This window comes from Nocardioides anomalus, from assembly GCF_011046535.1.
GTDB lineage: Bacteria > Actinomycetota > Actinomycetes > Propionibacteriales > Nocardioidaceae > Nocardioides > Nocardioides anomalus.
Window position 1 is genome coordinate 3127411 of record NZ_CP049257.1, and the last position, 25043, is coordinate 3152453.

The window sequence follows — 25043 nt, forward strand, 5'->3', positions numbered from 1 at the left end:
TCGAACAGGCTAGGGGGTCGGCGAAACGGCCCCTAAATGAGCGAGAGGCCCGAGCACCCCACGGCTCGGGCCCTTCTCGCTCGCGGCTCTAGACAGCCCGCTTCTTGAGCTTGCGACGCTCGCGCTCGGAGAGACCTCCCCAGATCCCGAACCGCTCGTCGTTCATCAGCGCGGCCTCCAGACACTCCGTCCGGACCTCGCACGTGAGGCAGACCTTCTTGGCCTCCCTCGTGGAACCGCCTTTTTCGGGGAAGAACGCCTCGGGGTCTGTCTGTGCGCAGAGCGCACGCTCCTGCCACCCCGCGTCGTCGTCGGCGTCCCCGTCAAGCAGAAACAGCTCTCGCATGTGACACCCCGCCTCTCGACCCTGCAATCCGTTGGTGTGGACCTCGACCCAGTCGACCGACCTCTGGCCCGGCCCCGAGACCGGAATGTGTGTTGAGCTCGACCCTGCTCGACCAGCGTGTCGCCTGGACTTCAGCTTTCCCACCCGAACGACACTAGTGGAATTACATGCCTGTCGTACCCGGAAAGTCAAGATTCCTTCTGCTATGAGCGACGGCCATCCGGACCACCCCCGCGGACCACCCGGCCGCCGGGGTGAGCCGATGCGACAGGCTGGACCCGTGACCGAGCTCCGCGCGCTGACCGTGCTCTCCGGCGGGATGGGGGGCGCGAAGTTCCTCCAGGGGCTGCTGCACGGCGTCCGGACGGGCGCGCTGCCCGACGTTGCGGCCGACGCCGACGTGACCGTGGTGGCCAACACCGCCGACGACATCTGGGTGCACGGGCTCAAGGTCTGCCCCGACCTCGACACCGTGATGTACACCCTCGGCGACGGCATCGACCTCGAGCGCGGGTGGGGCCGGCGCGACGAGACGTGGAGCGTGCGGACCGAGCTCGCGGAGTACGGCGTGGAGCCGACCTGGTTCGGCCTCGGCGACCGCGACGTGGCCACCCACCTGGTCCGGACCCAGATGCTCGAGGCCGGCTACCCGCTCTCGCAGGTCACCGAGGCCCTGTGCCGCAGGTGGCAGCCTGGGGTGCGCCTGCTGCCGATGACCGACGACCGGGTCGAGACCCACATCGCCGTCCCCGACCCCGACTCGCCGAGCGGGCGCCGGGTGGTGCACTTCCAGGAGTACTGGGTACGCCTGCGCGCGCAGGTCCCCGCCGAGGCCGTGGTCGTCGTGGGCCTCGAGGAGTCGACACCCGGGCCGGGCGTGGTCGAGGCGATCACCGACGCCGACCTGGTCCTCCTGCCTCCGTCCAACCCCGTGGTCTCGGTCGGCACCATCCTCGGCGTGCCGGGGGTCCGCGAGGCGCTGACCGCGACCCGGGCGCCCGTGGTCGGCCTCTCCCCCATCATCGGCGGCACCCACGTGCGCGGCATGGCCGAGCAGGTGCTCACCGCGATCGGCGTCGAGGTGAGCGCCGGCGGCGTGGGCCGGCACTACGGCGCGCGCAGCCGGGGCGGCGTGCTCGACGGCTGGCTGGTCGACGAGTCGGACGCCGACCAGCTGCCTGGGCTCGAGGAGGCCGGGCTCGCCGCGGCCGCCGTACCCCTCTTCATGACCGACCACGACGCCACCGCCACCATGGCCGCGGCGGCGATCCGGCTGGTGCGGTGAGCCTCACCGTCCTCGCGCCCGACGGCGTCCCCGAGGTCCGGCCCGGCGACGACCTGGCCGCCCTGGTGAGCGCCAGCCTGGACCTCGAGGACGGCGACGTCGTGCTGGTCACCAGCAAGGTCGTCAGCAAGGCCGAGGGCCGGCTCGTGCCCGGCACGGACCGCGACGCCGTGCTGCCCGCCGAGACCGTGCGGATCGTCGCCCGGCGCGGGCCCACCACGATCGTGCGCAACCGCCTCGGGCTCACCATGGCCGCGGCGGGGATCGACAACTCCAACGTCGAGGCGGGCTCGCTCGCGCTGCTCCCGCTCGACCCCGACGCGTCGGCGCGCGTGCTGCGCGAGAACCTGGCGCCCAACGTCGCGGTGGTCATCACCGACACCGCGGGCCGGGCCTGGCGCACCGGCCAGACCGACATCGCGATCGGCGCCGCGGGGCTGGTCGTCCTCGACGACCACAGCGGCCGGGTCGACGACTACGGCAACCGGCTCGCGGTGACCGCCCCGGCGGTGGCCGACGAGCTCGCGAGCGCCGCGGAGCTGGCCCAGGGCAAGCTGACCGCGCGGCCGTTCGCCCGCGTCCGCGGGCGGGCCGACCTGGTGCTGCCGCGCGGCGAGCACGGGCCGGGCGCCGTCGCCCTCCAGCGCGTCGAGGGCGAGGACCTCTTCGGGTACGGCGCCCGGGAGGCCGTCGTGCGGGCCCTGGCCGGCGATCCTGCCGACCGGGCGCCGTTCGGAGCCCCGGCGGCCGCCGCGGAGGTCGCGGCCGCCGTACGACAGGTCCTCGGAGCCGAGCCGGAGCCGCTCGGCGACGCGCTCGGCGTGCCGCCGGACCCGCGACTGGCCCCGCTCGCCTTCGCCTTCGGCTGGGCCCTGGAGGCTGCCGGAGAAGGGGCTGAGAAAGCGGTGATCCGCCCGGCCACTCCGTAGACTCCCCCGTCGTGCTCTGCGAGCACGCCCGAGTCGCACCGACTCACACCGTCCCGTGCCGCCCACACCCGAGGTACTGCCGAGCCGATGGCCAAGAAGTCGTCCAAGTCCGACCGCCAGGCGGTCATCGACGAGCTCCGCCGCAAGCAGAAGGGCGCCGAGCGGCGCCGCGGGTTCGCGATCGTCGGCGTCTGCGCGCTCGTCGCGCTGCTGATCGTGGTCGCGGCGGCGTACCGCCCGGTGAAGAACTGGTACGACCTGCGCAAGTTCAAGGACATCGCGATCGACTCGATCGGCGCTCCTGCCTCGGACTGCCGCAAGGTCGAGACCAAGCCCGCCGACGGCAACCAGGACCACAAGCCGACCGGCACCCAGATCACCTACACCACCGCGCCGCCGGCGTTCGGCCCGCACTGGAACGAGGCCAACGTCGCCCCGGCGCCGTTCAACCGCAAGTTCTACACCGAGAAGGACCGGCCCGAGCTCGAGGCGCTCGTGCACAACCTGGAGCACGGCTACACGATCCTCTGGTACGACCAGTCGATCGCCGACGACTCCGGCCAGCTGAACGTCATCGACGGCATCGCCGACAAGTTCCGCTCCGACAGCACCAACTTCCGCTACAAGTTCATCGCCGCGCCGTGGACGGCCGACGACGAGAAGGAGAGCGGCAAGTTCCCCGACGGCATGCACGTCGCGCTCTCGCACTGGTCGGCCAAGGGCGGGGACAGCAAGGACCAGCAGGTCGGCGTCTTCCAGTACTGCAGCGAGCCGAGCGGCGCGGCCCTGAAGCAGTTCATGCTCGACTACCCCTACACCGACGCGCCCGAGCCGGACGCGATGTGAGCGAGCCCCGCCGGGTGGCGGTGGTCAGCGGCTACTTCAACCCGATCCACATCGGCCACCTCAAGATGATCCGGGCGGCCCGGGCGCACGGCGACCACCTCGTCGTCATCGTCAACAACGACCGGCAGCAGCTGCTCAAGAAGGGCCGGATCCTCATGACCGAGGACGACCGGCAGGCGATCGTGGCCGAGCTCCGTGCGGTCGACGAGGCCATCGTGGCCGTGGACGACGACCGGACCGTGGTCGCCTCGCTGCGCCACGTGCGCGAGCGCTACCCGCACGCCGAGCTGGTCTTCTGCAACGGTGGCGACCGCTCCCCCGACGGCGACCCGGCCCCGGAGGCCGCCCTGGCCGACGAGATCGGGCTGGAGATGGTCTACGGCGTCGGCGGCGACGACAAGGCCGACTCCAGCACGCGCATCAACGAGGAGCTCTCCCGGGCCGACAGCCCCACCTCGTGAGGTCGGCGTGACCTTCGCCGCGGGCCTGGCCGTGCAGCTGCGGAGCAACCCGGGGCGCCCGCTGCTGACCTGGTACGACGAGCGCACCGGCGAGCGGGTCGAGCTGTCGGTGGCCACCTACGCCAACTGGGTGGCCAAGACCGCCTCCCTGCTCGTGGAGGAGCACGACCTCGAGCGCGGCGACGTGCTGCTCGTGGACCTGCCGCCGCACTGGCTCGGACCGGTCTTCCTCGGTGCCGCGTGGACCGCCGGACTGGTCGTCGCCTTCCCGGACGACGACGTCGTGCCCGACGCGGTCGTCTGCGGCCCGGACGGGCTGGCCGGCCACGGCCCCCGCGCCGCCGACCTCCCGGTGCTGGCCTGTGCGCTGCTCCCGCTCGGCGTCCGCTTCGCCGACCCGCTCCCGCCGGGCGTCCACGACGTGGGCGTCGAGGTCTGGGGCCAGCCGGACGCCTTCACGCCGTACGACCCGCCGGGCGACGACGACCCGGCCCTCGCGTCCGGCACCACCCAGGGCGAGCTGTTCGGGGGCTCGACCGGCGCCGGGAGTGCTCCCTCGACCGGCGCCGGCCGGCTCCTCACAGCGGCGAACCCGGCTTCCCCACCAGGTGTCACCGCGCTCGCGCGGCCGCTGGTCTCAGCCGGCTCGCTGGTCCTGGTGGCGGGCGCCGACGACGCGCGGATGGACGCCATCGCCGCCGCCGAGCGCGCGACGCGCCTCGACTGAGCCCCGCGCCGCGGCCCGCTCGGCCACGCGGATGCTGCGCGCGTGCGCCGGCCGCCCGGCGTGCACCGAGGAGTCCGGGACCGCCACCGTGGGGCTGGAGCCCTGCGCCCCGGGGTGCACGCCGACGACGTCCAGGGTGACCACGCGGGTCGCCGGGACCAGGGCGATGACCACGACGCCGAGCGCCAGCACCTGCTGGCAGGCGGTCACGTAGCGCGCCTGGAGGGGGGACATGGAAGGGCTGCTCCTGTGTGGGGGAAGGTCACACGCGTTGCAACTTTCACATGGGCCACAGGGGGCGCGGAAGAGGAACTGAGTAACTACAACGCTGTAATTGCCAGTCGACACGCCGATGACCCCACGATTCGTCACATCCCGTCGCCGTCGCCGGGAACGGGGTAACGGGAGGGGCGTCGAGAGGGGTGCGGGTGAGCGAGCAGCAGGCCCAGCGGCGCGAGGTGGCCCAGGTGCGTTCGCAGCTGCGCGACGAGCTGCGGCACCGACTGCGCCCCATGACCGGGCGCGACCCCGACGAGCGCAGCCGGTCGACCACGCCGCTCGAGCTCCTCTACGACCTGACCTACGTCGTCGCATTCGCGAAGGCGGCCGAAGAGCTGGCGCACCAGGTCGAGCTGGGACACGTCGGCTCCGCGCTCGGCGCCTACGGCTTCGCGGTCTTCGCCATCAGCTGGGCGTGGATGAACTTCACCTGGTTCACCTCGGCCTACGGCAACGACGACGCGCTGTTCCGCCTGGCCACGATCGTGCAGATGGCCGGCGTGGTCGTGCTCACCTTCGGCCTCCCCCTCAGCTTCGAGGACGCGGCCGCCGGCGAGAGCCCGCACAACACCGTGATGCTCATCGGGTACGTCGTGATGCGCGTGCCCCTCATCTTCCTCTGGCTCCGGGCGGCGCGCGACGACGCCGAGCACCGCGACACCGCGACGGCGTACGCCGTGGTCATCGCGCTGGCCCAGGCCGGCTGGGTCGCCGTGGCGCTGCTGCCGCTCCCCGTCGAGGTCACGGTGGCGCTGGTGGTGGCGTTCGCGGCGGCGGAGCTGGCCGCCCCCGTGGTCCTGGAGCGGAAGCTCGGCCGGGCGCCGTGGAACGCCGGCCACGTCGCCGAGCGGTTCAGCCTGCTGGCGCTCATCACCCTGGGCGAGGTGGTGGCCGCCACGACCACCGCCGTGGCCGCGGTGACCTCCGAGGACGGCTGGTCGGCCGCGTCCGTCGTGGTGATCGCGTCCGGGTTGCTGCTGGCCGCGGGCTTCTGGTGGGCCTACTTCCTCATCCCGTCGCGGATCGTGCTCGAGGCGTACCCGGAGCGCACCTTCGCGTGGCGCTACGCGCACCTGCCCATCTTCGGTAGCATCGCCGCGGTCGGCGCCGGGCTCCGGGTCGCGGCCGCCGCCGTCCACGGCGGGGAGCTGTCGCTGTTCGACGTCGCGCTCGCGCTCGCCCTCCCTGTGGCCGCGGTGCTGCTGACGATCTTCGTGACGTGGAGCGTGCTGATGCGGACCTACGACCTCTCCCACGTGCCGCTGTTCCTGGCCACGCTGGTCCCGCTGGGTGCCGCCCTCGTGGCCGCCCGGGTCGTCGGCGGCGACGACCCCCTCAACCTCGAGCACGGTGCCGACCTGGCCGGGCTGGTCGCCGTCGCGGCCCTCGTCGCGCTGAGCGCGGTGGTCGAGGTCGTCGGCCACGAGGTGGTCGGCTACCGGCACACGGCCGAGGTCGTCGAGGCGGACCCGCCCGCGCCCTCCCCCAGCGCGGCCTGACCCGCCGATCCCCCTGAGCCTGAGGGCGCCCAGGTTCCTCACAGGGTCGGCGGCTAGCGTGGCTCGGTCCGCTCCTCGACCAGGAAGTCATACCTGTGCTCCGTCGTACCCGCCGTTCCGCCGCTCTCCTGAGCGCCGCCGCCCTGCTCGCCGTACCGGCACTCGCCGCCTGCGGCGACTCCAGCGACTCCGGCGCTGACTCCAGCTCCGAGAGCAAGGCCTCGGACTCGGCGTCGACCTCCGCCTCGGCCTCCGCGGACGCCTCGGGCTCGGCCGCCCCCACCGGCGAGCTCGACCAGGTGAGCTTCACCGGCGACGTCGGCAAGGAGCTCAAGGCCGAGTGGCACAGCGCCATCGACAAGCCCGACGACACCACCGTCACCACGCTGGTCCCCGGCGACGGCGAGGAGGTGGCCGACGGCGACACCGTGAGCACCTACCTCTACGTCGGCAACGGGACGACCCAGAAGGACATCTACAGCGACTACGACAACGGCGCGCCCGAGTCGATCCCCTACAGCGCCCAGCTGGGCGAGGTCTTCAACAAGCTGCTGGCCGGGCAGACCTACGGCTCGCGCGTCGCCGCGGTCACCACCGCCGAGGCCCTCTTCGGCGCCGACGCCGCAGACAGCAACCAGCTCGGCGTCAGCGCCGACGACAGCGTCGTGGTCGTCGCCGACATCGTGGAGAAGGCCGCCGTCGCCCCCGAGCCCACCGACGACCAGGCCCACGACGCCGACCCCAGCACCCAGCCGAAGGTCGTCGAGAAGGACGGCAAGCCCACCGGCCTCGACTTCACCGGCGTCGAGGAGCCCGCCCTCGACACCCCCGTGCAGCGCGTGGTCCTCAAGGAGGGCGACGGCGCCGAGGTCACCGCCTCGGACACCGTCACCGTCGACTACCTCGGCGCCGTCTTCGACGCCGACCAGCCCTTCGACGAGAGCTACTCCAAGGGCCAGCCCCTGACCAGCGCCCTCAGCGGCCTCATCCAGGGCTGGACCATCGGCCTCACCGGCGTCAAGGTCGGCAGCCGCGTGCTGCTCCAGATCCCGCCGGCCTACGGCTACGGCGCCGAGGGCAGCGGTGACTCCATCCCCGGCAACGCCACGCTCTGGTTCGTCATCGACGTCACCAAGGCCGAGTAGCCTGCGGCTCGGCGGCGGTCCGGACGTACCAGTGGCCCGACCGCCCGCCGACCGCGCCCGGCTCGGCCGGCCCCGCACGCCTGAAACCGGCCTTCTCCAGGACCCGTCGGGACGCCACGTTCGCGTCCGCGGTGGCGGCCCGGACCTCCCCCACACCCAGCCGCGCCGCCGCCACCGCGCACACCCGCGCCACCGTGCTCGACGCGAGCCCGCGGCCGCTGACGGCCTGCGCGACCCGGTAGCCGAGCACCGCCGAACCGGACTCGATGTCCCTCAGGTTGAACCGGCCCACGACGTCGCCACCCTCATCGACCAGGACGAAGTACGCGCACTCCCCGCCCTCGTGCTCTTCGACCTCCCGCGCGTGCCGGGCGGCGAAGTCGGCGAAGTACTCCTCCCCCCGATCCGAGATCGACGCGGCGAAGTACGCCCGGTTGGCCACCTCGAAGGCCAGCACCGCCGCCTCGTGGCCAGGACCGAGGCGCTGCAGCTCCACGCTCTTCACCCTAGGTCGGCCCGCCCTCGACCAGCCCGGGGCCGCCGTCAGCCGAGCAGGACCGCCCGGGCCACCTCGCGACCCGGCGCCCGGCGCAGCTCCGCCCCGATCGCGCGGGCCAGCTGCGGTGCCGGACCGTCGAGGACGGCACGCACGGCGGCCGTCAGCTCGGTCGCCGCGGCGGCGTTCGGGTCGAGCGCGGCCCCGAGACCGGCGGCCTCGATCGCCGCTGCCCCCGCGAACTGGTCGGTCGAGAAGGGCAGGACCACCATCGGCACGCCGGCGCTGAGCGCCTCCGTCACGCTGTTGTTGCCGCCGTGGGTGATGAGGACCGCCGCCCGGTCCAGCAGGGCGACCTGCGGCAGGAAGGGCCGCACCAGCCATTCGGAGGGAACGTCCGGGAGGCCGGTGGCGGAGCCGCTCGCCACCGCGACGCGCAGGCCGAGCGGCCGGAGCGCGTCGAGCACCGTGGCCAGCACGTCCCCGCGCGCCGAGAGGAAGCTGCCGAAGCTGACGTAGACCACCGGGTCGTCGTCGAGGGCGAGCCAGTCCCGGACGTCGTCGGTCGCCGGCTGGGCGCGTACGGCGGAGCCGAGGAAGGCGTGCGGGGGCAGCAACGCCGTGCGGGCCGGGTCGTGCAGCGGCGCCGGGTAGTTCAGCATCAGCAGGTCACCGTGCTCGGCGAAGGCGTCCGCCGACTCGGCGGCGCCGGGCGACAGCGCGCGCAGCGCGGCGTTCCACTCCGTGGTGAAGGCGTCGCGGACGTCGCAGCACAACCGGTGCAGGGCCGCGAGATCGTCCTCCGGCGGGTCGAAGGCCGCGGGCCAGGCGGAGGGGTAGCCGTACACCTCGTCGCCGACCGGCAGCGCCGACGGGTGGCCGAGCACGACGTCGGCGTACGGGACGCCCGCCGCGGCCAGTCCGATCCGGGCGCTGAAGGCGAGGTGGTCGACCAGCACCTGGTCCGGTTGCACCCGGTCGACGACGTCCAGGACCGCGCGCGCCCGCGCGACCGGTTCCCACAGCAGGTCGTCGCGCCGGGCCTCGGCCTGGTAGCGCAACGTCGCCACCAGGCCGTGCCGGGTCGCGGCGAAGAAGCCCCGCAGGGCGGCATCCTCCCCGGGTGGCTGCTCCTCGGCCCGGATGACGCCGGGGTTCGACCCCCGGCCCAGGACGAGGTCGGCGCGGTCGAACCCGAAGTCGGCGACGATGCCGGCGGTGGCGGGTCCGGTCGCCACCACGACCGACTCGCCGGCATCGCGCCAGGACGTCGCCAGGGTCGCCAGCGGGAGCAGGTGGGAGGCGTAGTCCGGGCTGATCACCAGGAGGGTCATGACCTCTCCGCCGCACGGGCCGCACCGGCGTAGATCGCGCCCAGCCGCTCGGCCATGCCCTGCACGGTGAAGTCGGCCCGGATCCGCGTCAGGGCGCGGTCCACCCGCTGCGGCTGCCCCGGTGCGCTGGCGAGGCCGAACGCCGCACGGATGCCGCGGGCCACCTCGTCCGGGCGGCGGGTGTCGACGAGCACGCCGGTCACCCCGTCCTCGATGTACGTCGCCGGTCCGCCGGCCGCCGGACCCACCACCACCAGCCCGGAGGCCAGGGCCTCCAGCAGCGCAAGGCCGAACTCCTCCTTGAGGCTGCTGCACACGTAGACACCGTCCGGGCCGGGGCCGTCCACCCTGCCTGCGCGCGCGGCCGCGAGCCAGACCGCGACCACGTCGTGGGGGCGGTGCCCGGGCAGCAGCAGCCCTGCGGCGGCGCGCGGGAAGCGCTCCAGCACCCCGGAGATCAGGTCGAGCTGCTCACGCTCGTCCGGCGACGGCTCCGCCAGGTCGCCTCCCACGATCACCAGGTTGCACCGTTCGGCCAGCTCGGGGTCGCCGGCCCACGCCTCGACCAGCGTCGCCATCCCCTTGACCCGGTGCAGGCGCCCCACGCTGATGACGAGAGGCAGCCGCCTGCGGTGCTCCGGCAGCGTGGCGACGAGCGCATCGAGGTCCGCCAGAGCGGGACCGGGCGGCCCGGACCGCTCCACCTGCGCCGCCGCCGCGGCACTGACGCCCAGGTCGATGCCCTCCGGGACCACGGTGAACCGGTCGGGCTGGGCGGCCACGTCGAGGCCGAGCAGCTCGCGCATGTCGTGCTGCAGCTCGGGGCGGGGGAACAGGACGACGTGGGCGGCGTCGGCGGCCAGCCGCTGCACCAGGCGGGCGCGGAACCAGTAGTGCTCCCGCTCGTCCTCGCTGCCGAAGTTGCCGCGGTGCAGCGCGCCGGTCATGTCGAGAGCGTGGATGACGGCGTGCGGGTCGGGCGCGAGGGTGAAGACCACCGGGATGCCCAGCTCGCGGGCCACCTCCGCGGCGGCCAGGCTGCCGACCTCGGCCATCCGCAGGTGCAGCACGTCGGCGTGGTGCGTGCGCAGCACGCGACGGATCCCGCGCTCCGCCGCCACCCGCGACGGCCACGCCTGCGCCGCCGAGACCGGCTCGGTGAGCAGCGGCACCGGGGTCAGCAGGTGCCCCTCGCCGGAGCTGAGCCCGTCCAGGGCAGCGCGCGGGGTGCCCCGGGAGAGGGTGAGCACCCGGCCGACACCGGGCCGCTCCGCGAGCGCGTCACCCAACCGCACCAGCAGCGTGGCCACGCCACCGTTGTCCCCGGCGCCCGCCCGGCTGAGGTCCCGGTCGACGTCCGCATGCAGGAAGAGCTGGGCGACCGTCAGGCCCGACCCGGCCTCGCCCCGTCCGACGGCGTCGATCCCCAGGTCGACCGCGGCCAGCTGCGCCACGGTCCCCAGGTCTCCACCCGCCGCACTCAGCCGCCGGACCACCGCCACCGCGCCGAGATCGGCGGGGCGGTCGCCGAGGGCGGCGACGGCCGCGAGCCGCACCGAAGGGTGCTCACCGGGATCGGCGGCGAAGGCGACCAGCGAAGGCCCGGGGAGCGGACCGGGCACCAGGCCGAGGGTCTCGACCAGCCTGCTGCGGACCACCGGACCGGCCGCCCCGGCCGCCCCGGCCGCCCCGGCCGCCCCGGCCGCCCCGGCCGCCCCGGCCGCCCCGGCCAGCGTGCCCTCGACGGCGAGGGCGACCTCCGCCGGCGCCGACACGGCCCACCGGGCCAGCGTGCGCTGGGCCAGCACGCCCGAGAACCCGCCACCTACGACGACCTCGACCAGCCGGCCGATCGCGTCGAGGGCGGGCAGCCGGGACCCCAGCGCCCAGCTCGCGTGCTCCCGCAGGAACGCACGGGGGTGCGACAGCAGCCCGGCCAGGACCGCGTCGGCACCGTCGTCGACGACCCGGGCCAGCGCGTGCACGGCCGCCACCGCCGTCAGCTCGTCGTCCTCGTCGATCACCGCCTCGAGCAGGCGCACCGGGGCCGGCCCGCGCTCGCGGCCGGCGGCGGCCGCGAGGCGATCCCCGCTGCGCAGCCCGTCCACCACGAACGGTGCCTGCTGCACCTCAGCTAGGAGGTGTCGAAGAGAGCGAGCCACACTGCTACTTCGCGGCCGGACGGCTATCGGTTGACCACGACCATGAGGTCTCGACCACTCCGGGTGGACCTTCTGCTGTCGCTCCGACCGACTGAGGACCCGCGCGGAAGGGCCTACGCGGACGGGTCAGGCGCGGCGTCGATCAGCGCCTGACCGGACTCGGCGTCGAAGGGCACGGACTCGTGGGACCGGATGACGAGCCACGCACCGTCGCCGCGCCGCCGGCACACCTGGGTGCTCCGCACCCACATGTCGACGTCGCCGCCACCCTTCAGCGTGCCGCGCACGTGGTAGAAGAACGAGCAGACACCGAGGTCGCCGTCGCGGACCACGTCGAGATCGGTGACGTCGTACTCCGGCCCGGACTCGTAGCCGTCCAGCCACGCCCGGAGGCCGTCTCTCACGGCGTCCCGCCCGGTGGTGCGGGTCGGGGGCAGCACCGGGAACATCTGCACCTCGGGGTCGTGCGCGGCGATCAGCGCCTCGACGTCGCGGTCGCGCACCGCCGCCACCCTGCGCTCGATCAGTGCCACGAGTTCTGTCGGGTCATCCGTCATGCTCTGAGGACTACCCGGACTGCGCACTCGGAACCCCAGACACCCACCCGACGCTGCCGCTGCGCGGTCGTCCGGTCATGCCGGGCCGCCCGCCGGGCGACGTCGACCCCGGCGTCGGGTGCCTCGAGTACGACGACGAGGACGAGCCGGACACCCTCGACGAGGAGAGCACCGACGCGGGGCTCGGCGCAGAGGCGGAGGCGAGCGCCAGCGAGTCTCAGACCTCGGAGCCGAGCTCCGCGTCCGTGCTCTCCTCGTCGAGGGTGTCCGGCTCGTCCTCGTTGTCGTACTTGAGGTACTTGATGCCGGGGTTGACGTCGCCGTCGAAGCCGAGATTGCCCTTCTCGAGGACGATGACGCGGTCGCACATCTTGCGGACCGACTGGGCGGCGTGGCTGACGTAGAAGAGGGTGACGCCGCTGTCGCGGATCTCCTCCATGCGCTGCATGCACTTGCGCTTGAACGGCTGGTCGCCGACGGCGAGGACCTCGTCGGCGATGAAGACGTCGCAGTCGACGTGGACGGCGACGGCGAAGCCGAGGCGGGCGAACATTCCGGAGGAGTAGTTGCCGACGGGGGTGTCCATGAAGTCGTCGACCTCGGCGAAGTCGGCGATCGACTCGAACTTGGCGTCGATCTCCTTCTCGCTCATGCCGAGGATGGCGGCGTTCATGTAGATGTTCTCGCGGCCGGTCATCTGGGGGTGGAAGCCGGCGCCGGTGGCGATGAGGCCGGAGATCCGGCCGCGGGTGCGGACGCTGCCCGACGTGGGCCGCATGACGCCCATGATGTGCTTGAGCAGCGTGCTCTTGCCCGAGCCGTTGAGGCCCATCAGGCCGATGGCCTCGCCCTGCTCGACGGTGAAGGTCACGTCGTCGAGGGCCCAGAAGGTGTCGGAGGTCTTCTGGCCGCGCATCCGGGCGACGGTCTTCTGCTTGAGCGTCCGCTGGAACTGCTTGTCGAACAGCTTGGAGACGTGCTCGACCGCGATCGAGGCGACCATCAGACCAGCCTGTCGGGGATCTTGTCGTCGAGGCGACTGAAGACGATCTGGGAGACGACCAGGAAGACCACGGCCACGCCGATCATGATGAAGCCGCGCTCGAACAGGTGGGGCGGGAAGTTCACGCTGAGGTCGGCGCTGAAGCCCCACTCGGCCTTGGCCTCCTTGGCCTCCTGCGGGCTGATCGTGGTGATCCAGAAGCAGCGCTGCATGAGCAGGACGGCCTCGGTGATCGGGTTCAGCAGGTAGATGTGACTGATGGCCTCGAAGCCCTTGAACCGCTCGTGCACCAGCGTGAAGGGGTACATCATCGGGACGCTGAACGGGATCATGTTGGTGAGGATCACGACCACCCGGGTCCAGTCGCGGTACATCACGTTGATGGCGGCGAACATCAGCCCCATGCCGGCGCCGAGCAGGATGACGATCGTCAGGGCCATCAGCGCAGCCAGGATCCCGAGCATGCTGGGCGCGAAGGAGCCGGTGATCAGGCAGGCGCCGATGAGGATCACCAGCTGCGGTCCGGTGTGGTAGATCGTCACCAGGGTCGAGGCGATCGGGAAGATCTCCCGCGGCAGCGGCATCTTGGTGACCACGCCCTTGTTCTGCATGATCGAGCGGGTCCCGGCCGAGAACGACTCGGTGAACAGGTTGACCACGACCATGCCGGCGAACAGGTGGATGGCGAAGTTCGGGATCGCCCCGCGCTGCATGATGATGCCGAAGACGAAGTAGAACGTCAGGAACCGCGACAGCGGGTTGATGTAGGACCAGAGCAGCCCCATCTTGGAACCGATGTAGCGGGCTCGGAGCTCGCGCTTGACCATCAGCGAGAGCAGGTAGCGCCGCTTGAGCACGCCGACCAGCCCGCCCTTGGCGGCGGGGTCGACGAGCGGGACGTGCTCAAGGTCGTGGCGTACGGCGACCGAGGTGGTCTCCGGCGTGAGCTGGTCGGTCACGACTCGCTGCTCCCGCCACCGGTCCAGGGCCGGAAGGTCTCCTCCCACGCCTCCGGGGAGGTGATCTGCGGGAGGGCGGCGCGGTACTCCTCGGCCAGCCGCGGCCACTCGCGGGCCAACCGCTGGTGGAGATCGGCGGTCTTCTTGACCAGCTCGCGGAAGTGGGCGGCGTCGCGCTGGTAGAACGCGGCCGACGTGCCGTCGTTCATGGAGACCACCGCGGAGTCGTACGACGCGAGGCGGTACCACTTGGCGTCCATCGCCCGGATCTCGACCTCGGGGAACTCCTTGGACAGCTCGCGGGCCGGCCTGAGGTGCCGGATCGGGGCGAGCCCGGCGGTGATGAGCTGGGACAGCCGGCCGGGGACCTCGACGACGTCGCGCCCCTTGCGTGGCGGCTTCTTGCGCCGGGTCTCGGGGAACGCCTCCCGGTCGGCCTCGAGCTGGGCGTCGGTGAACTGCTTGCGCAGCGCGTTGACCTCGGCCAGCCGCGTCGGCAGCTGCTCGTGCAGCCCCTGCGGTCCGGCCAGCACGTCCTCGAGCGCGAGGTGACGGATCTCCACGGTGGAGTACTGCATCGAGACCAGGTGCGCGATGGTGTGGTTGAGGTCCTCACGCACCATGCGCCCGCCCCGGGGGTACGGCGAGTGCAGCAGCGCTGCGACGAACCGGTTGCGCACGTGGAAGTAGGCCTGCCAGTCCAGCGCGTCGTTCTTGTCGGTCCACGGCACGTGCCACACGGCCGCGCCCGGGAAGGTCACGGTCGGGAAGCCGGCCTGCTTGGCCCGCAGGCCGTACTCCGCGTCGTCCCACTTGATGAACAGCGGCAGCGAGAGGCCGACCTCGGCCATCACCGCGCGCGGGATGAGGCACATGAACCAGCCGTTGAAGTCCACGTCCACGCGCTTGTGCAGCCAGCGCGAGGAGCGGATGTTGCGGGCGGAGAGGTCCCACTGGCTGTAGCCGTCGAGCGGCGTCTGCCACCAGAAGCGCCACGGCTGCACGATCTCGCCGAAGCTGTGCAGCGAGGACTTGTTGTAGAGGCTGAACATGTGGCCGCCGACGATGGTCGGGCGGCGGGCCAGGTCGCCGAACGTGATGGCCCGGATGATGCCCTCGGGCTCGCACACCACGTCGTCGTCCATCATCAGGGCGTACGTCGCGGTGCCCTTGCGCAGCGACTCGAGCTGGCCGCGGGCGTAGCCACCCGAGCCGCCGAGGTTGCCCTGCTCGATGACGCGCAGCTTGTCGCCCAGCGCGCTCTGCGCGGCCGGGAAGAACTCCGAGTCGGCGACCTTGTCCTTGCCCTGCTCCATCACCATGACGGTGTCGAGGTAGGGCCGCAGCAGGTCGTCGGCGCCGATCTGGTGCAAGAGCTTGGCGCAGAAGTCGGGCCGGTTCATCGTGGTGATCGCGATGTCGGCGGTGCCGTGCTGGAGCCGGTCCTGCGGGACCTCGGCCGACCACTCGGCCGACTCCACGACCGCGTCGTCGTCGCCGGCGACGACGTTGTACCAGTACCACCCGCCGTCCACGAACGGCTTGAGCGGCAGGTCGAAGACGAAGGTGCCCTTGGCCTCGGCGCCGGTGGAGGCGGAGTCCACGCGCTGCGAGCGGCCGTTGGCCAGTGAGCGGTAGACGATGAGCGTCGCCCCGCGCCCGGACACCTCGACGGTGAGGCGGACGTCGGAGACCACCGTCCAGCGCCGCCAGTACGACGCGGGGAAGGCGTTGAAGTAGGTGCCGAACGACAGCCGCTCGCCCGAGCGCACCCGCAGCGCCGTGCGGGACTCGATCTGGTCGGGGTGGATGCTCTTGCCGGTCGAGGTCGACTGGCGGATCGCGGCGTTGTTGAGGTCCTTGGCCGCGCGGTTGCCGCCGATCTCGTACTTGTCGGCGTCGAGGGCGGCGTCCTCGGGGTCGACGTAGAGCGCGAGGACGTCGAAGTCGCGGTCCAGCGGCATGATCTGGCGCTGGAGCACGCGGCGGTCGCCCTGCGGCTCGGCGACCAGCGAGGCCGCGGCCTGCGCCGCCTTCTTGGTCGTACGACGGCGCGCGGGCGCCTTCTTGGCGGGCGTCTTGCTGGTCTGGTCGGTCGACTCGGTCACGCGTCCACTCCCCCGGACTCGAGCTCGCTGCCGTCGGCGAAGTGCGGCTTGAGCTTGTTCTCGTACATCGACAGCGCCGAGCCGATGGCCATGTGCATGTCGAGGTACTGGTAGGTGCCGAGCCGGCCGCCGAAGAGCACCATCGGCTCCTGCTCGGCGCGGGCGCGGTACTTCAGCAGCGTGGCGCGGTCCTCGGCGGTGTTGATCGGGTAGTACGGCTCGTCGCCCTCCTGGGCGGAGCGGCTGTACTCGTGGACGATCACGGTCTTGCCTGGCAGGTGCGTCTTCACCCGCTCGGGGTGGAAGTGCTTGAACTCGATGATCCGGGTGAACGGGACTTCCTGGTCGTTGTAGTTGACCACGCCGGTGCCCTGGAAGTCGTCGACGTCCTCGACCGACTCCTCGAGGTCCACGGTGCGCCAGGAGAGCCGGCCCTCGGCGTGGCCGAAGTACTCGTCGACCGGGCCGGTGTAGACGATCGGCACCTTCCCGACGTACTCCTCGCGCACGTCGAAGAAGTCCGTCTCCAGGCGCACCTCGATGTTCGGGTGGTCGGCCATCCGGGTCAGCCAGGCGGTGTAGCCGTCGACCGGGAGTCCCTCGTGGGTGTCGCTGAACCAGCGGTTCTCGAAGGTGTAGCGCACCGGCAGGCGCGTGATGATGTCCGCGCTGAGCTCGGTGGGGTCGGTCTGCCACTGCTTGGCGGTGTAGCCCTTGATGAACGCCTCGTAGAGCGGGCGCCCGATCAGGCTGATCGCCTTCTCCTCGAGGTTGGTGGCGTCCTCGGTGGCGATCTCGCTGGCCTGGCTCGCGATCAGCTCGCGCGCCTCCTGCGGCGTGTGGCTCTTGCCGAAGAACTGGTTGATGAGCCCGAGGTTCATCGGCAGGGAGTAGACCTGGCCCTGGTACTTGCCGAAGACCCGGTGCTTGTAGTCGGTGAACGCCGTGAACCGGTTGACGTAGGCCCACACCTTCTCGTTGCTGGTGTGGAACAGGTGCGCGCCGTACTTGTGGACCTCGACGCCGGTCTCGGGGTCGACCTCGCTGTAGGCGTTGCCGCCGAGGTGGTGGCGCCGCTCGAGGACCAGGACCCGCAGGCCGAGCTCGGAGGCGCAGCGCTCGGCCACCGTCAGCCCGAAGAACCCGGAGCCGACGACGACGAGATCAGGCTGCTGCTCGGACGACACGACAGATCAGTCTACGGACGCGACCCCGCCGGGGGGATTCGGCGCGCTGGCGGCCCGGGCCAGCGCGCTCAGGCTGCGACGGACGTCACGCTCGGTGGTCGACCAGTTGCTCACCGCCACCCGCAGGACGGCCCGGTCGTGCCAGGTGCTGCCGCTCATCCAGGCCTCGCCGTCCTCCAGCAGCCGCCGGGTGACCTCCCGGGTCCGCTCGTCGCTGCCGAAGCTCGCGCAGACCTGCGTGAAGACCACGTCGTGGAGGACCTCGCCGCCCAGCTCGGGCAGCCCCTCGGCGAAGGCCCGGGCGTGGCCCGCCAGCCGCTCGACCAGGTCGGCGACGCCGCTGCGGCCCAGCGAGGCGAGCACGGCGTACACCGGGACCGAGCGGGCCCGCCGGCTCAGCTCGGGCACCCGCTCCAGCGGGTCCCCGGCGGCGTCGGGGATCAGGTAGGCGCCCTCCATGCCCATGGCCGCCTTGAGCGCGGCCGGGTCGCGCACGAGGGCCAGGCCGCAGTCGTAGGGCACGTTGAGGGTCTTGTGGGCGTCGGTGGCCCAGGAGTCGGCGTCCGCCATGCCCGCGGTCAGGTGGCGGTACGCCGGGGAGGCGGCCGCGAACAGCCCGAACGCCCCGTCCACGTGCACCCACGCCCCGGCCGCGTGCGCGGCCTCGACCGCAGGACCGAACGGGTCGAAGGCGCCCGAGTGCACGTTGCCGGCCTGCAGGCACACGATCGTCGGCCCCTCGCCCAGGGCCTGCGCGAGCGCGTCCGCGTCCAGCCGGCCCTGGTCGTCGGCCGGGACCGGCTCCGGGGCGCCGAGCCCGAGGTAGCGCAGCGTGAGGTCCACGGTGTCGTGGCGCTCGGCCCCGACCAGCACCCGCACCGGGGGCGCGCCGGTCAGCCCCCGCGTGGCCACGTCCCACCCGTGCCGGCGCAGCACCTCGTCGCGGGCGGCGGCCAGGCAGGTGAAGTTGGCCATCGTCCCGCCAGTCACGAAGCCGACCGCCGACCCGGCGGGCAGCCCGAGCAGGTCGAGCAGCCACCCGCTGGCCACCTGCTCGGTGGCGGTCGCCGCGGGCGTGAGCCGGGCCAGGCCGGCGTTCTGGTCCCAGGCGGAGACGAGCCAGTCCGCGGCCAGGGCGGCGGGGTGCGTGCCGCCGATGACGAAGCCGAAGAAGCGGCCCGACGGCATCGCGGTCACCCCGGGCTCCAGCGCGGTGGCCATGGCGTCCACGACCTCGGCCGGGTCGCGCGGACCGTCCGGGAGGGTCGCGCCGAGCCGCTCGACCAGCTCTTCGACCTGGGCCTGCGGCGGCACCGGCCGATCGTCCAGGCTGTCCAACCACCGCCGGGCGTGCGCGAGCGCCACGGGAAGCGCCTCGCCGCGGTCGGCCATGGTCACACTCTGACGGGTCGGGAGAACTCCGAGAAGACCCCGCGACTGAAGGCCACGTGGTCCGGCGGCCGGTCGGTCAGGCCGGGGAAGCCCTCGCGGGCCACCAGGTGGTCGTCGAGCTCGAGGACCTCGGCGTCCTGGAGGGGCCAGGGGTCGTGCCGGTTGCGGACGTACGTCGTACCGCGGCGCCGGCGCACGTGCGCGGCCCACCGGGCGCTGAGGAACACGTCGAGCGGGGTCGCCTCCCGCGGCGCGCCCAGCCGCAGCCGGACCCGGCTCTCGGGGTGGTCGTAGGTGACGGTGTCGCCGGTCTCGTCCCCGGATCCGGTGAAGCCCATCCGGGCGGAGCGGTACGGCGCCCCGATGGCGGCCCGGATGACCGGCGAGACCAGCCGGCGGTCCACGTCGAGGCTGCAGAAGACCACGCCGCGCCGGCCCCGGTCGTCCACCGAGTAGAGGCGCACGTTGGTCTCCAGGAAGGTCCCGAAGTGCGGGACCGGCACCCGGCCCACCGTCAGCCCGACCATCCGGAAGGGCACCAGGCCGACGTAGGTCCGGTCCCCGAAGGTGTCCGGCCGGGTCCGCGGCGGCAGGAACGGCGCGACCACGGCGGGGTCGACGGCCCAGTGCAGGAAGGCGAGGTCGCGCCAGTGCTGGGTGGTCAGCACCCACCCGGGCAGGGGCGGGGCATCAGGGGTGAGGGGCTCAGCGGGCGCCGGCACGCGCGTCCCTCAGCGCCCGGACCACGTTGCGCGCCTCGGACCGGCCGCCGCGCAGCGGCGAGAGCAGGACGACGCCGGCGGCGATCAGCCAGGGCTTGGCGCGGACCAGCGCGTTCTCGCCGTAGCGCAGGTGGACGGTGAACAGGTTGCGGTACATGTAGTAGCCCTTCCAGCCGCCCAGGTCGTGCTGCTGGTCGAACTCGAGCTGGCGGACCAGCACGGCGTCGCGGACCGCGAAGATGCGGAAGCCCGCGCGGCGGGCGCGGATCGCGTAGTCCACGTCGTCGTAGAAGATGAAGAAGCTCTCGTCGGGCAGCCCGATCGCCTCGACCACGCGGCGGCGGATGAGGAAGCCCTCGAAGGGCACGTTCTGCAGCTCGACCAGGGCCGGCATGGCCGCGCGGGTGCCGTAGGTCGTCTCCACCATCGCGGTCTTGGGCTTGATGGCCATCGGGTTGCGCAGGTCGAAGGTGATGGCGGCCTTCTCGACCAGGGCCCCGCGCAGGTCCTCGCGGGTGACCATGAGGCAGTCCGAGAGCTCGGGCTCGACGGCCAGCAGCGCCGACAGGCAGTCCGGCGCCGGCACCACGTCGTCGTCGAGCATCCAGATCCGGTCGAAGCCCTGCTCGTACGCCGCCTCGACGCCGAGGTGGAAGCCGCCGGAGCCGCCCAGGTTCTCCTCGGGCCGGATGACCTGGAGCGGCAGGTCGTGCACCGTCTCGAGCACGGTCGCGGTGTGGTCGGTGCTGGCGTTGTCGACCACGATCACCGCGTCCAGCGGGCGGTCCAGGGCGGCCAGCCCGGCCAGCATCCGCGTCAGCAGCGCCGCCCGGTTGTAGGTGACGACCACGGCCGCCACGCGCTCGGCGGTCACGCGAGGTACTTCCGGTGGCCGGTGAAGTCGCCGCGCAGCCCGGCACACGCCGCCCGCGCGCTCAGCGGGAGCCGGCGCGGGACCCGTCGGGTCAGCGTGTAGAACCACAGCGTCTTGACCCAGAACATCAGCACGTGCGGCCAGCCGCGGTAGCGCCTGAGGTTGACGGTGTTGTTGCGGGCCATGCAGTAGTGCTTGAGGTCGCTCGGGCTGTGGTTGTAGGTCGTGCGACCGAACATCATCGGCGTCCCGAGGTCGTCGGTGGCGGGGTGCAGGACGTGCGCGGCGACGACGGTGGCGATGCGGGCGCCGGCGGCCTCGGCCCGCCAGAGGTACTCCACGTCGTCGCCCCAGATGAAGAACTCCGCGCGCGGCACGCCGATCCGCTCCACCAGGTCACGGGTGACCAGCACGCCGTTGAAGGGGATGAGGACCCCGCGGATGATCCCGTCCTGCGCGGCGCGCTCGACGCTGGCCATGTCGTGGACCACGCGGGTGCCGCCGGGCAGCCGGATCGGGAAGCAGAGCCGCGACGGGTCCTGCGCAGCCAGCACGGCCGGCCCCCAGAAGTCGAGGTCGTCGCGCTCCAGCAGCAGGGCCAGGCAGTCGCGCTCGGGCAGCCCGTCGTCGTCCATCAGCCAGACCAGGTCCGCGCCGCGCTCGACCGCGCGCTCGAGGCCCAGGCTGAAGCCGCCCGCGCCGCCGGTGTTCTCGGTCAGCAGCTCGGCGGTCACGGGCTGGGTGCGCAGCCAGGCCCCCGTGCCGTCCGTGCTGGCGTTGTCGACGACCAGCACCTCGTCGAGCTCGGGGACCTCGGCCAGCCGCGCGAGCTGACGCTGGAGCATGCCGAGCCGGTTGAAGGTGACGACCACGGCCACGATGCGGCGTCCGGAGCGGTCGGTCACGCGGACCACCGTGTCAGAACAGCGCTTCCTGGACGTAGGCCGGGCCCGAGGTGGCCGGGATCAGCTTGGGCAGCGGCCCCAGCTTGGGCCGCGGGAGCGTGGGCTTCCAGCGGGGATCTTGCCAGGACGGTGCACTGCCCGGCTCGGTCACGGTGCGGGTCGGCTCACGCAGGGTGAGGGCGCGGATCGCGCCGGGGACGTGCAGCTCGAAGCGGGAGTACGTCGCGCGCACGGCGTCCTCGTCGAGCGGCAGTCGGCCGGCGTCCAGGCCGGTCAGGGCGAAGGCGTCGGGGACCATGGCCATCACCTCGCGGTTGTGGCGCCAGCGCTCCTCGGCCTCCGGCGCCTGGAGATGCCTGGCGCGGCCCCTGCCGATCGCGGCGGCGCACCGCTCGCCGCCGGCCGCGACGTCCGCGAAGGCCGCCTCGGCGGTGTCGAGCGCCTGGAGCAGCTTGACCGCGGTCTTGGCCCCGAAGCCGTGAACGCCCGGCAGGTTGTCGCTGGCGTCGCCGCGCAGGGCGGCGAGGTCGTTGTACTGCTCCGGGCGCACCCCGGTCACCATGGCCAGTCGCTCGGGGTCGAGCAGCGGGCTGGCGTCGACGCCGCCGTTGAGGATCCGCAGCATCTTGGTGTGCTCGCCGATGAGGGCGAAGGAGTCGCGGTCGGAGGTGGCCACCACGGTCCGGGCGCCGTGGGCCGGCGCCTGGGCGGCCACGCTGGCCAGGACGTCGTCGGCCTCGAGGCCCTCGGGCACCACGACGACCACGCCGAGCTCGCGCAGCACCTCGACGGCCAGGTCGAGCTGGCGCTCCAGGCTCTCGGGCTTGGGCGGGCGCTGGGCCTTGTAGTGCGGCCAGCGCCGCTTGCGCCGGCTGTTGCCGCGGTCGTCGAAGCCGACCACCACCACGTCCGCGCACACCCGCTCGGCCGCCACCGCCAGCTGGCTCAGCAGCCCGCGGACCGCCCAGCCCTGAGCGCCGTCGGGCGTGCGGTACATCGAGCTGGCCTGGGCGTGGAAGCTGCGGTGCAGCAGCGAGTTGCCGTCGACGGCGAGGATCGTGGGCTGCGGCTGGTCGGACATGCTGCGCCCACCCTAGGTCCTCGCGGGGACAGGGTCGGGGAGGCGGGGCTCAGCAGGCGCTGTCGAGGTCGGTGGACTCGTTGGCGGCGTACCCCTCGCCGAGGGAGCCGACCGAGCCGCCGGTGACGACGTCCTGCTGCTGCTGGGGCTGCGGCTTGGTCTTGCCGCCACCCTTGGCCGGGTCGGCGCCACCTGTGGACGCGGCCGGCGCCGGGGCCTTCTCGGGGGCGTTGCCCTCGGCCTTGTCGATCGCCTCGGCCACCTTGGTGTGGATGAGCTTGGTGTCCGGCTCGTAGGTGTCGAAGACCGGCGGGACGACCGAGAGCGTCGAGATCTTCTGCGACTTGGCCTTGAGGGCCAGGCTGATGAAGCGGTCGACCTCGCCGGCGGGGATGCTGGTCTGCACCATGGCCGAGGAGGCCTTGGCGATCTTCTGGAAGTTCTTGAGCACGACCGTCGGGTCGGCCTGGTCGAGCATGGCCGCCATGACGCACTTCTGGCGCGCCATGCGCGAGTAGTCGTCGGAGCCCTCACGGGCCCGCGCGTACCACTGGGTCTGGAAGCCGGTCAGCTTCTGCACCCCGGGCTCGATGTAGTCGTAGACGTCGGAGCCGAGGCCGCCGATCGGGATGCGGGAGCGGACGTTCACGGTCACGCCGCCGACCGCGTCGACCAGGTCGCGGAAACCCTTGAGGTTGACCAGCGCCCAATAGTTCATCTTGAGCCCGGTGATGCCCTCGACGGCCTGGATGGTCGCGTCGATGCCGGGCTGCTTGGACTTGCCGAAGAGCTCCTTGTTGTCCAGCGCCCAGGTGTAGACGCCGTTGAGCATGCAGTGCTCGCAGTCGAACCCCTTCGGGAACTGCTGGCGCATCACCGAGCCCTTCGCGAACATGAAGTTCTGCATGTTGCGCGGCAGCGAGATCAGCACGGTCCGGCCGGTCTCGGCGTCGATGCTGGCCACGGTGAGCGAGTCCGGACGCAGGCCCCAGCGGTCCACGCCGGAGTCGCCACCCATGAGCAGCACGTTGTAGCGGCCGTCGTGCGCGCCGACCGCGTCGCCGGAGCCGAACATGGTCTGGATGAAGTCGCGCTGCACGCCGACCAGGTGCGCGCCGAAGAGCAGCGTCGAGGCGACCGAGAAGCACAGGATGCCGTTGATGCCGACCGCCGCCCGCCGGTGGCTCATCTGCAGCGTGAGCGGCTGGCCCAGCCGCCAGGCGTCGAAGAACAGCACGGCCCACGCGATGGCCAGGGCCATCAGCGCCAGGCGCACGACCTGGAGCGCGGCCAGGTCCGAGACCAGCCAGAACGCGAACTCGTGGTGCACCGCGGCCACGAGCAGGCACCCCGCCGCCACGATGAGCAGCGCGAACCAGGTGCGCAGCGCGGCCCGTCCGACCTTGCGGTTGCCGGCGGCCAGCTGGGCGCTGCCCGGCAGGACCAGCGTCATCGCCATGAGGGCCACGGCGCGGCGGAAGCGGACGCGTGCGGCGCGGTCGGCGGTGCTGAGGCTCTCGAGATCAGCCATGCGGGGAAGTCGCTCCTGAGGGGAAGGTCAGGTGGGCGGGCAGTGCCTCTGCAGTATCACCAGTCACAGGCGTCACAGGAGGTCCGACGCGCCGGGCTGCCCGGACCGGCGTCGGCCAGCACCGCGGTCAGGCCAGCGCGTGCACCTCGATGGCCGCGACGAGCGCGGCGGACGGCTCGCGGTCGACGTACACCAGTCGGACGGCGTCCGGATCGGGGTTCGGCCGGTCCGGCCCGCGCCAGGCCAGCGTCATCCCCAGCGCCTCGGCGGTGCGCCGCGAGGCCGTGTTGTGCTCGAGCAGGTAGGCCACGACGGGGCGGTCGGGCTCCACCGCGTGCGCGGCGCGCAGGGCCGCACGCGACATCTCCGTGGCGTAGCCGCGCCGGTGCACCGAGGCGGCGAAGCGGTAGTAGAGGTTCCACCAGGGCCGGCCGGTCGGGTGCGTGCACCCGCCCCGGCCGATCACCGGCCCGTCGGCGGCGTCCCGCACCGACCAGAAGCCGAGGCCGTGGGTCTCGAACTGCCAGGCCGACTGCCGCACCATCTCCTCGGCCTGCTCACGGCGGGTGTGCCGCCCGACCGGGAAGTGCCGCCACAGCTCGGGATCGCTGTGGATGGCGAACAGGTCGTCCACGTCGGCCCCGGTCGGCAGGTCGAGGTGGAGCCGCTCGGTGCGGACGTGCAGCCAGGGGCTCACGGGCGGCCGCGGGCCGCGTCGATCTCCTGCTTGCGGGCGAGCCGGTGGGCGCGGCGGATCTCGGCCTCGCGCAGGCGCCGGCGCTCGGTGTCGTCCTCGGGGGCCAGCGGGGGGACCAGACGCGGGCGGCCCTCGGCGTCGATGGCCACGAACACGAAATACGCCGACGCCACGTGCAGCGCGGCGCTGGAGGGGTCGTTCCAGGGCTGGGTCTCGACCCGGACGCCGACCTCCATCGAGCTGGTCCCGGCCCAGTTGACCTGGGAGAAGGTCCGCACGATGTCGCCGACGTGGACGGGGGCCAGGAAGGCCATCTCGTCGAGGGCGGCGGTCACGGCGGGGCCGCCGCTGTGCCGCTGGGCCACGGCGCCGGCGGTCTGGTCGGCCAGCTTGACGATCTCGCCGCCGTGGATGTTGCCCAGCAGGTTCGCCTCGCGGGCCGACATGACCACGCCGAGCGAGACCCGCCCGTACGACGGCGGGAGCGGCTCCGTCACGGCGACCACGGTAGCGTCCTC

General features: G+C 72.6%; 25 protein-coding genes. 7 read left to right on the forward strand and 18 right to left on the reverse strand.

The window, feature by feature from the left end:
* Nucleotides 1-88 precede the first annotated feature (88 nt).
* Nucleotides 89-346 (reverse strand): WhiB family transcriptional regulator, encoded by a 258-nt coding sequence (locus G5V58_RS15760; RefSeq protein ID WP_165234707.1) that lies wholly within the window; start codon nt 344-346, stop codon nt 89-91.
* A gap of 280 nt (nt 347-626) precedes the next feature.
* Here G5V58_RS15760 and cofD point away from each other — a divergent pair, with 280 nt between their 5' ends.
* The 5 genes from cofD (at nt 627) to G5V58_RS15785 (ending at nt 4594) form a co-directional block, all read left to right on the forward strand.
* Nucleotides 627-1631, forward strand: a complete 1005-nt coding sequence (cofD, locus tag G5V58_RS15765) for a 2-phospho-L-lactate transferase (protein WP_456237788.1) — start codon at nt 627-629, stop codon at nt 1629-1631.
* The gene (gene cofE, locus G5V58_RS15770) at nt 1628-2560 is read left to right on the forward strand and encodes a coenzyme F420-0:L-glutamate ligase (RefSeq protein WP_165234713.1); all 933 of its coding nucleotides are present in this window, start codon (nt 1628-1630) and stop codon (nt 2558-2560) included. The genes cofD and cofE overlap by 4 nt, the downstream gene beginning before the upstream one ends.
* 87 nt (nt 2561-2647) lie before the next feature.
* Entirely contained in the window at nt 2648-3406 is a 759-nt protein-coding gene (locus G5V58_RS15775) for a DUF3105 domain-containing protein (RefSeq protein WP_165234716.1), read from the forward strand.
* The gene (locus tag G5V58_RS15780; protein WP_230486663.1) at nt 3403-3867 is read left to right on the forward strand and encodes an adenylyltransferase/cytidyltransferase family protein; all 465 of its coding nucleotides are present in this window, start codon (nt 3403-3405) and stop codon (nt 3865-3867) included. Before G5V58_RS15775 ends, G5V58_RS15780 begins: the two co-directional genes overlap by 4 nt.
* Before the next feature lie 7 nt (nt 3868-3874).
* Complete coding sequence (locus G5V58_RS15785; protein ID WP_165234719.1) at nt 3875-4594, forward strand: TIGR03089 family protein; 720 nt, start codon at nt 3875-3877, stop codon at nt 4592-4594.
* Here G5V58_RS15785 and G5V58_RS15790 read toward each other — a convergent pair.
* A complete protein-coding gene (locus G5V58_RS15790; RefSeq protein ID WP_165234722.1) occupies nt 4505-4828 on the reverse strand; it encodes a hypothetical protein in 324 nt (107 codons plus the stop codon). The genes G5V58_RS15785 and G5V58_RS15790 overlap by 90 nt on opposite strands.
* 194 nt (nt 4829-5022) lie before the next feature.
* Between G5V58_RS15790 and G5V58_RS15795 the strand changes: the two genes are divergently transcribed.
* Both G5V58_RS15795 and G5V58_RS15800 read left to right on the forward strand, forming a co-directional pair.
* On the forward strand, nt 5023-6372 hold the full coding sequence (locus G5V58_RS15795; RefSeq protein WP_165234725.1) for a low temperature requirement protein A: 1350 nt from the start codon (nt 5023-5025) through the stop codon (nt 6370-6372).
* A 95-nt stretch (nt 6373-6467) separates the two neighbouring features.
* Nucleotides 6468-7517 (forward strand): FKBP-type peptidyl-prolyl cis-trans isomerase, encoded by a 1050-nt coding sequence (locus G5V58_RS15800; RefSeq protein WP_165234728.1) that lies wholly within the window; start codon nt 6468-6470, stop codon nt 7515-7517.
* Here the strand turns inward: G5V58_RS15800 and G5V58_RS15805 are convergent.
* From G5V58_RS15805 to G5V58_RS15880, 16 genes are all read right to left on the reverse strand, one after another.
* A complete protein-coding gene (locus G5V58_RS15805) occupies nt 7501-8013 on the reverse strand; it encodes a GNAT family N-acetyltransferase (protein ID WP_165234730.1) in 513 nt (170 codons plus the stop codon). The genes G5V58_RS15800 and G5V58_RS15805 overlap by 17 nt on opposite strands.
* A 47-nt stretch (nt 8014-8060) precedes the next feature.
* Entirely contained in the window at nt 8061-9347 is a 1287-nt protein-coding gene (locus tag G5V58_RS15810; protein WP_165234733.1) for a nucleotide disphospho-sugar-binding domain-containing protein, read from the reverse strand.
* Nucleotides 9344-11476 carry a glycosyltransferase gene (locus G5V58_RS15815; protein WP_230486664.1) on the reverse strand — a complete coding sequence of 711 codons (2133 nt, stop codon included), beginning with the start codon at nt 11474-11476 and terminating at the stop codon, nt 9344-9346. The genes G5V58_RS15810 and G5V58_RS15815 overlap by 4 nt, the downstream gene beginning before the upstream one ends.
* Nucleotides 11477-11622: 146 nt before the next feature.
* A complete protein-coding gene (locus tag G5V58_RS15820) occupies nt 11623-12066 on the reverse strand; it encodes a YybH family protein (protein ID WP_165234736.1) in 444 nt (147 codons plus the stop codon).
* A gap of 217 nt (nt 12067-12283) precedes the next feature.
* Nucleotides 12284-13069: an ABC transporter ATP-binding protein gene (locus G5V58_RS15825; protein WP_165234738.1), complete on the reverse strand. Its 786-nt coding sequence runs from the start codon at nt 13067-13069 to the stop codon at nt 12284-12286.
* Nucleotides 13069-14028 (reverse strand): ABC transporter permease, encoded by a 960-nt coding sequence (locus tag G5V58_RS15830; protein ID WP_165234741.1) that lies wholly within the window; start codon nt 14026-14028, stop codon nt 13069-13071. The genes G5V58_RS15825 and G5V58_RS15830 overlap by 1 nt, the downstream gene beginning before the upstream one ends.
* Nucleotides 14025-16136, reverse strand: a complete 2112-nt coding sequence (locus tag G5V58_RS15835) for a glycosyltransferase (RefSeq protein ID WP_230486665.1) — start codon at nt 16134-16136, stop codon at nt 14025-14027. The genes G5V58_RS15830 and G5V58_RS15835 overlap by 4 nt, the downstream gene beginning before the upstream one ends.
* Nucleotides 16133-17323 (reverse strand): UDP-galactopyranose mutase, encoded by a 1191-nt coding sequence (gene glf / locus G5V58_RS15840; protein ID WP_165234744.1) that lies wholly within the window; start codon nt 17321-17323, stop codon nt 16133-16135. The genes G5V58_RS15835 and glf overlap by 4 nt, the downstream gene beginning before the upstream one ends.
* A gap of 6 nt (nt 17324-17329) precedes the next feature.
* Nucleotides 17330-18715, reverse strand: coding sequence for a pyridoxal phosphate-dependent decarboxylase family protein (locus G5V58_RS15845; RefSeq protein WP_165234747.1), 1386 nt, complete (start codon nt 18713-18715; stop codon nt 17330-17332).
* A 2-nt stretch (nt 18716-18717) separates the two neighbouring features.
* Nucleotides 18718-19437 (reverse strand): YqjF family protein, encoded by a 720-nt coding sequence (locus G5V58_RS15850; protein WP_165234750.1) that lies wholly within the window; start codon nt 19435-19437, stop codon nt 18718-18720.
* On the reverse strand, nt 19421-20311 hold the full coding sequence (locus tag G5V58_RS15855; protein WP_165234753.1) for a glycosyltransferase family 2 protein: 891 nt from the start codon (nt 20309-20311) through the stop codon (nt 19421-19423). The genes G5V58_RS15850 and G5V58_RS15855 overlap by 17 nt, the downstream gene beginning before the upstream one ends.
* Nucleotides 20308-21216 (reverse strand): glycosyltransferase family 2 protein, encoded by a 909-nt coding sequence (locus G5V58_RS15860; RefSeq protein ID WP_230486666.1) that lies wholly within the window; start codon nt 21214-21216, stop codon nt 20308-20310. Before G5V58_RS15860 ends, G5V58_RS15855 begins: the two co-directional genes overlap by 4 nt.
* 13 nt (nt 21217-21229) lie before the next feature.
* A complete protein-coding gene (locus G5V58_RS15865; RefSeq protein ID WP_165234756.1) occupies nt 21230-22297 on the reverse strand; it encodes a 5'-3' exonuclease in 1068 nt (355 codons plus the stop codon).
* A 49-nt stretch (nt 22298-22346) separates the two neighbouring features.
* Nucleotides 22347-23828 carry an LCP family protein gene (locus G5V58_RS15870; RefSeq protein ID WP_165234759.1) on the reverse strand — a complete coding sequence of 494 codons (1482 nt, stop codon included), beginning with the start codon at nt 23826-23828 and terminating at the stop codon, nt 22347-22349.
* A 127-nt stretch (nt 23829-23955) separates the two neighbouring features.
* Nucleotides 23956-24525, reverse strand: a complete 570-nt coding sequence (locus tag G5V58_RS15875) for a GNAT family N-acetyltransferase (protein WP_230486667.1) — start codon at nt 24523-24525, stop codon at nt 23956-23958.
* Complete coding sequence (locus G5V58_RS15880; protein ID WP_230486668.1) at nt 24522-25022, reverse strand: acyl-CoA thioesterase; 501 nt, start codon at nt 25020-25022, stop codon at nt 24522-24524. The genes G5V58_RS15875 and G5V58_RS15880 overlap by 4 nt, the downstream gene beginning before the upstream one ends.
* Nucleotides 25023-25043: the final 21 nt, after the last annotated feature.